Source organism: Tateyamaria sp. (genome assembly GCF_059783535.1).
Map to the genome: position 1 here is coordinate 1 of NZ_JBYNDP010000225.1, position 3,125 is coordinate 3,125.

4 protein-coding genes are annotated in these 3,125 nt (G+C 58.7%); 1 reads left to right on the forward strand and 3 read right to left on the reverse strand.

Going from position 1 to position 3,125, the window contains the following annotated elements; all coding sequences use genetic code 11:
- Positions 1-25 precede the first annotated feature (25 nt).
- Both rplK and AC6RA8_RS21820 read right to left on the reverse strand, forming a co-directional pair.
- Positions 26-451 (reverse strand): 50S ribosomal protein L11, encoded by a 426-nt coding sequence (gene rplK / locus AC6RA8_RS21815; RefSeq protein ID WP_189370389.1) that lies wholly within the window; start codon positions 449-451, stop codon positions 26-28.
- Positions 452-639: 188 nt separating this feature from the next.
- Positions 640-1,794, reverse strand: coding sequence for an OmpA family protein (locus AC6RA8_RS21820; RefSeq protein ID WP_500355848.1), 1,155 nt, complete (start codon positions 1,792-1,794; stop codon positions 640-642).
- Between the two features lie 354 nt (positions 1,795-2,148).
- Here AC6RA8_RS21820 and AC6RA8_RS21825 point away from each other — a divergent pair, with 354 nt between their 5' ends.
- Positions 2,149-2,601, forward strand: a complete 453-nt coding sequence (locus tag AC6RA8_RS21825) for an NUDIX hydrolase (RefSeq protein WP_500355850.1) — start codon at positions 2,149-2,151, stop codon at positions 2,599-2,601.
- A gap of 166 nt (positions 2,602-2,767) precedes the next feature.
- Here AC6RA8_RS21825 and nusG read toward each other — a convergent pair.
- On the reverse strand, positions 2,768-3,125 hold a 358-nt coding region (gene nusG / locus AC6RA8_RS21830), incomplete at its 5' end, for a transcription termination/antitermination protein NusG (protein ID WP_500355851.1).

Sequence of the window (3,125 nt, forward strand, 5' to 3'; positions counted from 1 at the left end):
TGTGCGTTTTCCAAGCTTTGCCATCTTACTTCACCTCGATGCCCATGGAGCGGGCCGAGCCCAGGATGATCTGCATTGCGCCTTCGATGTCGTTGGCGTTCAGATCTTTCATTTTCGCTTCGGCGATTTCCTTGACCTGGGCCGCTGTCACGGTGCCCACGGTTTCACGCGACGGGTTGTTCGCGCCGGATTTCACCTTGGCCGCCTTCTTCAGATAGTAGGACGCAGGCGGCGTCTTGATATCCATGGCGAAGGATTTGTCCTGGTAGTAGGTGATCACGGTGGGGCACGGCGCACCGGGCTCCATATCTGCGGTCTTGGCGTTGAACGCCTTGCAGAATTCCATGATGTTGATGCCGCGCTGACCCAGGGCCGGACCAACCGGCGGGGATGGGTTTGCCTGACCGGCGGGCACCTGCAATTTCATGGTGCCGGCAAGTTTCTTGGCCATGTGCCAATCTCCTTTTCAAACAGCCGCGGGACGCGCCCCTTGGCCTATGTTGATGTGGTCTGGTCTGGCGGGCGCGACCGCCGCGCCACCCACCAGGGGTGCTGCAAAAGAAACAGGAGCGCCGGTTACAGCGCTCCTGTCCAAATTACAAGCATGTTTTGCAGCTTTGTCCCCGCGGGGACAGGCTGTCAGCCCTCTTCGAGGATCACGTCAAAGCGGACACGGCTGCCGGGCAGGCCCGCATCGTTCAGCGGACGCGACGGGGCAGCGATGATGATCTCTTCGGACGCAACACCACGACCGACCAGCATGGCCATCAGGGCCTTGGCCCGCAGCAGACCGGTTGCCACGCCCTCGCCTGACTGTAGATCGCCTGCATGGTGGCCGATCACGCGCAGACGGGCGTGTGGACATTCCATTGCCAGAGTGGCCAGCCCCATGGCGGTGTCCAGATCCCCTGCCCCAAGCGACACGGAGCGCGGGGCGTAGAACAATATGGTGCTGTCAACGGCGCGCTGCAGTTCGGTCACGCACGCGGCTGTCGCCCAAGGTTTCACAACTGCAGGCGTCCGGACCGCCACGCGCGTGACTTTGTCGACGATCGAGAACTCGACCCGGCGATCATAGTACGAAGCAGGCTCTGGTCCCACGATGCCCGACGGCTGGCGGTCGCCCAAACCTTCCGCAATGAACATGCTCGTGTCGAGGCCCGATGCACCGATGCGTTTGATCACCTCTTCGGCGCGGGCCTGGCTGAGGCGGAGGTTGGCGCTTGGATCACCGGACGGGTCCGAATGGCCCTCAACCCGGATCTGCACATCTGGGCAGGTTTGCGCGATCAGACCAAGAAGACGGCCTTGCTCGATGCCGCCCTGGTCCGCATTCAGACCGCCGCTTGGGAAGTAAACGCGTGCTTGGCCCGCCATAGTGCGTAGATCTTCCAGACATTGCTGCTGTGCGGCTTCACCAAAAGTGTTGGTGTCGAAGAACGGGGCCGCCGGCGTTGTCGCCAATGCGGCGGTGCGTTGCGGTTCCGGAGCCAGTGCAGGCGCAGGCTGCGGAAGCGTGGCTGCCGCCAGCGGTTGTGCCTGGGCATTCGATGCGCCCACGGTGGTCAGCGTGGTTTCAGGGCCGGCTTGCCGCGCGACAACCTCTTCTTCCAAGGCGGCGGGTGCCGGTTGAGCGGCTACGACTTGTGGTGCGGTTGCGTTCGAAAATGTCTGTTCGCTTGCAGGTGCGGCGTCTTCGCCGCTCCCAAGCTCAAGAAATCCAGATGCTGCAAATACAATTGCGGCCGATGGGACCAGCCAGGGAAGGCTGTCCCGCAAATATTTCAATGCCATAGAATATCCCCCAGATACGCTGCTCGGCTTTCCGTCGCACATCTACATCGTGTGCCTATGTCAACCAGTAGGCGACAATCCGCCGTATTCGTCAACAGCTCTTGTGGATGTTTCTGTGGATAAGTTCTGCTTTTCGAATTTGTAACTGTGTCGGACTGAAATTGAGGCCTCGTCAGCGCGCATGATGTTCAAACCGACAAGCCTCTGACCTATGGACAAAACAGTCGCGCCGCTGTGATGCGAACCCCTGCTCAGAGCCAACTTGCAAGAGTGTTTCACCGCTGCCAAAGTCTGTTTTCGCAAATGCAAAATCGAATTGGTTTGTCGATAAGCTGCGCATGGAAGGACGCTTTGATGAACATTCAGTGGCAAAGGGCTGCCGCATATGTAATCGCGGTGGACGTGCAACGCAGAGTTTTGCTGACGCGATTTGAGAAATCTGGTCACCCCAAATCGGGAGCGTGGACATTGCCGGGTGGTGGCATTGAATGGGGTGAGCAAGCGCACGAAACCGCGATGCGTGAATTGAAGGAAGAGACTGGTCTGGACGCGGATATTGGGCCTTTGTTAGGGGCGCAATCAGAGTGGTTTGAAGCAAGCGTGTCCAATTCAGGACAGCCCGATCTCGCACTCCGTTTGATTTTTGAGGCGCACAATTGCGCCGGGGAACTCAAGCGAGAGTTCAGCGACGATGACACGACCATAGACGCTGCTTGGTTCACGTTGGAAGAAGTCCATCACCTGAACAGGGTGGAGGTTGTGGACTTTGGCATTGCCGCATTTTCCGAAAGGAAGCTTGCCGACTGAACGGTTGCAAGATGCGCCAAGCGGGCTTTCCCGCCGATAGAAACGGCGGTCTGATCTTTCTCTCAAGGCCACCCTTGAGCCGGTCCAGCGGAAGAACAGTCCATGCTCATCCCAAAATGAAAAGGCGCGCAAAAGCGCGCCCGTTCATCATGCCGATCTCATCAAATCAGATCTGCTTGGTGACCTGCGTGTATTCCAGTTCGACCGGCGTTTCGCGGCCAAAGATCGATACGGTCACTTTCAGGCGCTGGTTGTCCTCGTCCACCTCTTCGACCATGCCGTCGAAATCCTCGAACGGGCCGTCGTTGACCTTGACCTTTTCGCCCACCTCGAAGCTGATCATCAGCTTCGGTGCTTCTTCGCCTTCCTGAACGCGGTTCAGGATCTGGTTCACCTCGGCATCACGCATCGGCATCGGGCGGCCCTGCGGACCAAGAAAGCCAGTGACGCGGTTGATCGAGTTGATCAAGTGATAGCCCTGGTCGGACATTTCCATGTGCACCAGCACGTAGCCTGGCATGAAG

What these genes read in the sequence shown, in the direction of transcription:
- AC6RA8_RS21820 (WP_500355848.1), bottom strand. Translation starts at nt 1,794, where the DNA reads ATGGCATTGAAATATTTGCGGGACAGCCTTCCCTGGCTGGTCCCATCG.
- rplK (WP_189370389.1), bottom strand. Translation starts at nt 451, where the DNA reads ATGGCCAAGAAACTTGCCGGCACCATGAAATTGCAGGTGCCCGCCGGT.
- AC6RA8_RS21825 (WP_500355850.1), top strand. Translation starts at nt 2,149, where the DNA reads ATGAACATTCAGTGGCAAAGGGCTGCCGCATATGTAATCGCGGTGGAC.